General features: G+C 31.2%; 2 protein-coding genes. Both read right to left on the bottom strand.

The features are described 5' to 3' along the window. The coding region (locus JJE11_RS17010) for a UvrD-helicase domain-containing protein (protein ID WP_291637768.1) at positions 1-2,162 on the bottom strand (2,162 nt) is incomplete at its 3' end. Between the two features lie 67 nt (positions 2,163-2,229). Then, a partial coding sequence (locus tag JJE11_RS17005) for a dipeptide epimerase (RefSeq protein ID WP_291637766.1) occupies positions 2,230-3,252 on the bottom strand: 1,023 nt, incomplete at its 5' end.

Below are 3,252 nucleotides of genomic sequence, written 5' to 3'. Positions count from 1 at the left end.
TCATGTAATGCTCTGGTTGCCATCACATATCTAAGTTTATCCTCTTGTTTATATTCACCCTGCGTACTATCCGTTGTAGGTTTATCTCTATCCCTAGGCTTATCTAACACCATGATAACTGCATCAAACTCAAGACCTTTAGCAAAATATGATGGAAGTACCACAAACCCACTATGATAAACCGCATCTTCTTTGTCTATAATCTTAATATTAATACTGTCCTTCATTAACTCAAAAGTTTTCTCTGTTTCTTTCATATCTTTACAGATAATTGCAATATTTTCATAATCCCTATTTTTAAGCTCCGAAACCTTTTGGAGCATAAAATTTTCAAACTCATTCTTATCAGAAATTATTGTTTCCGTTACTATTTCACCATTTCTTACTATGGGAACAATAGGCTCTGCATGCAAATATTTATTAGCATACTCCATAATTTCCACTGTAGATCTATAGCTAGTATTTAATTTAAACTCATCCACATTACAATTTGAAAGTATATTTTTTATATCGTGCATAGGTATCTTTCCGTCATATGGAATCATTCTTTGATTACTATCTCCAACTATAGTAAGTGAAGTACACTTTGTTAATTCCTTTATTACCAGGAATTGAAGATGATTATAATCCTGAGCTTCATCAATTACTACATGTTTGATTTCCTCAGAAAATTTTATACCTTCTAGCTTAATTTTAAAATATAAAATACCACCTAAATCACTTTCGGTTAATCTCTTATAACCATTGATTTTGTTATATAAATCAACACTGTTTCCACTTTCAAGTGAAGTGAGATTTCTTTTGGAATCTATTGCTGCTTTAATAACTTCTCTAATTTTAAGTCTTCTAGTAAAGTCCAACCCATTTATTTTAAAACCCTGTTCTTCCTCGGGTAAAGACTTCACAGTTTTTTCATATTCCTTTTGTATAATTCTAACTTTTTCATCTCTAGCATCTCTAATCTTAGAATAAATAATTCTTTTAATCTTCTTACTTCTTCTAAATAAAGGCATAGTTTTGTAATAATTATTGAACATTTCCATTATGTCTTCTTTAGATACTAGTAGCTCATTCATAAAAATTAAATCTTCTATTTTAAAGTATTCACTATCTAATTTTTCTACAGCATCGTCAAGGAAATTTTGATACTCTATAGAATTTTTATACGTAATGTCATCTGTAAACTCTTTTTCTCCACTAAGCACTTTTTCCATGTATTCTTTTAGACTCATAACATCTGTAATTCCTAAAATATCAAAAGCAAAATCTCTAAAAGTTGTTTGTTTAACTCCTGATTCTCCAAGGCTTGGGAGCACTGACGATATATATTCCATAAACACATTATTAGGACCTAATATTAAAACCTTATCTTGTAGTATTTTTCTATAATTATAAAGCAAATATGCTACCCTATGAAGAGCAATAGTAGTTTTCCCACTGCCTGCTACGCCATCCACTACAATAGTTTTTGTTCTTGGTTGCCTTATTAAATCATCCTGTTCCTTTTGTATTGTCATTATTATATCTTTCAGCTTTTCTGACGCATTGCCACTAAGCACCATTTGAAGTATCTCATCTTTCACATCTAATGCTGAGTCAAACATACCTATAAATTTTTCTTTTTTTATAATAAACTGCCTCTTAGCTAAAATATTTACTAATATCTTATCTTTAGGAGCATCATAAGACGCTTCCCCTAAAGCTCCACTATAAAATAAGGATGCAATTGGAGCTCTCCAATCTACTACTAGTGGTTCAAAGGTATTTTCTGGAGTAACCCCAAATCTTCCTATATAAATATTTTCAATACCAAAATCTTCTTCTGAAAAATCGATTCTTCCAAAATAAGGAGAGCTCTTAAGCGCAGTTAACTCCTTAAGTCTTCTATCAATAGTTTTGAAAGCTTCTTCCATCACATATATCTCATGATCAAAATATTCTATTACCATATCCTCATCATCTCTATAGTCTTCAATTACTTTTTTCCTATAGTCTAAAATATACTTTTGAACATCCTTTCTCTTTTGAAGATACTTTAAAATCTCTTCACTAATGATTTCAATAACACCCTTTAATTTTTGTTCTTCTATATTAAACTCTAACTGTTTCTTTAATTCGACTTCTACCAGACTAGCATCTATGTCATATTCATGATTACTCAAAACTATCACCCCAATTCAAATTAAATTTTTCCATTCAATATACATTTAAATAAATAACGCCATATATTTATGAAATTTCATGCAATCCAATAACATCTGCAATACCCAGACCTGGAGAATCATTAATAGTTATCTTATTCCCTATGATAGATGCCCCACCAATTATTGACTCTTGGTGAAATAACAACATGGTATCTAAGTCGGCTTTAATCATATTGGATTTTGATGCTGCGAAACTAGCTGCTGCTGTTATACCTATTCTACTTTCTAACATACATCCCATCATGCATCTTATGCCCATATTTTCTGCCATATTGTATATCTTTATTGCATTATTAATACCACCACACTTCATAAGCTTTATGCTTATAAGATCTGCTGCTCTTTTTTCAATTATCTTAAAAGCATCTGATGGTCCAAAAACTGATTCATCCGCTAGAATTTTCGTTCCAACATTGTCCGTAACATATTTTAGTCCATCTATATCCCAAGCATTGACTGGTTGCTCAACAAACTCAATGTCTAAACCCATATCTTCAAATTTTCTAATAATGCTTACAGCTTCCTTCGGTCTCCAACCTTGGTTAGCATCTACCCTTATTTTTATTCCACGCCTTACTGCTTTCCTTACTGCTTTTACCCTCTCTATATCAAGATCTATATCATTCCCTATTTTTACCTTTAAATAAGTATAACCATCCATTACAGCTTCTAATGATTTCCTTACCATTTGTTCCACTGTATCATTTGCTATTGTAAGATCTGTAGTTAATGAAGTTTTGTATCCACCCAAAAATTTATAAAGTGGCAATCCATATTTCTTGCAAAGTAAATCATATATAGCAATATCAATAGCAGCTTTCGCGCTATTATTTCCGTGAATAGAATTATGAATTACTTTCATAATTTCTTCAAGATTTTCAATATCTAAGCCTACAATTTCAGGCTTAATATAATTTATTGCTCCAATAATTGAACTCTCTGTTTCCCCTGTTATCAAAGGAGTTGGGGCTGCGCTACCATATCCTACTTCTCCTGTATCTGTAACCATTTTTATAACTATTTCATCGGAAAAAGTAAGAAATCTCTT

The sequence above is a fragment of the Clostridium sp. genome (assembly GCF_016650095.1).
Classification (GTDB): domain Bacteria; phylum Bacillota; class Clostridia; order Clostridiales; family Clostridiaceae; genus Clostridium_AD.
This window is presented reverse-complemented; position numbering and strand designations above follow the sequence as displayed.